The organism is Bacillus sp. SIMBA_008 (genome assembly GCF_046535495.1).
In the GTDB taxonomy this organism is placed as follows: Bacteria; Bacillota; Bacilli; order Bacillales; family Bacillaceae; genus Bacillus; species Bacillus subtilis.
On record NZ_JAWRWL010001296.1, the window covers coordinates 1 to 235 of the forward strand.

The window sequence follows — 235 nt, forward strand, 5'->3', positions numbered from 1 at the left end:
CGTTGCAAGTGTTAGATGGATTGTCTTTAGATGAAGAAGCGTATCGCATTATTGAAAAAGTACTGACGTATAGTGAGCTTGCAAAGGTAGGATCTTTAAAACAGCGGGAACAATGGAAGAAAAGCGGGATTAATCTATTGGTACATAACGAGGGCTCTGCTTATATCTTTAGTGATATTCAGTTTATCGAACGTATAGAGACAAACTTAAACTCTACTGAGTATTTGTTTGTTCG

1 pseudogene is annotated in these 235 nt (G+C 37.0%); it reads left to right on the forward strand.

Annotated features, from left to right (window positions below):
- A pseudogene (locus SB658_RS27620) lies at positions 1–235 on the forward strand (class I SAM-dependent methyltransferase); the annotation flags it as partial.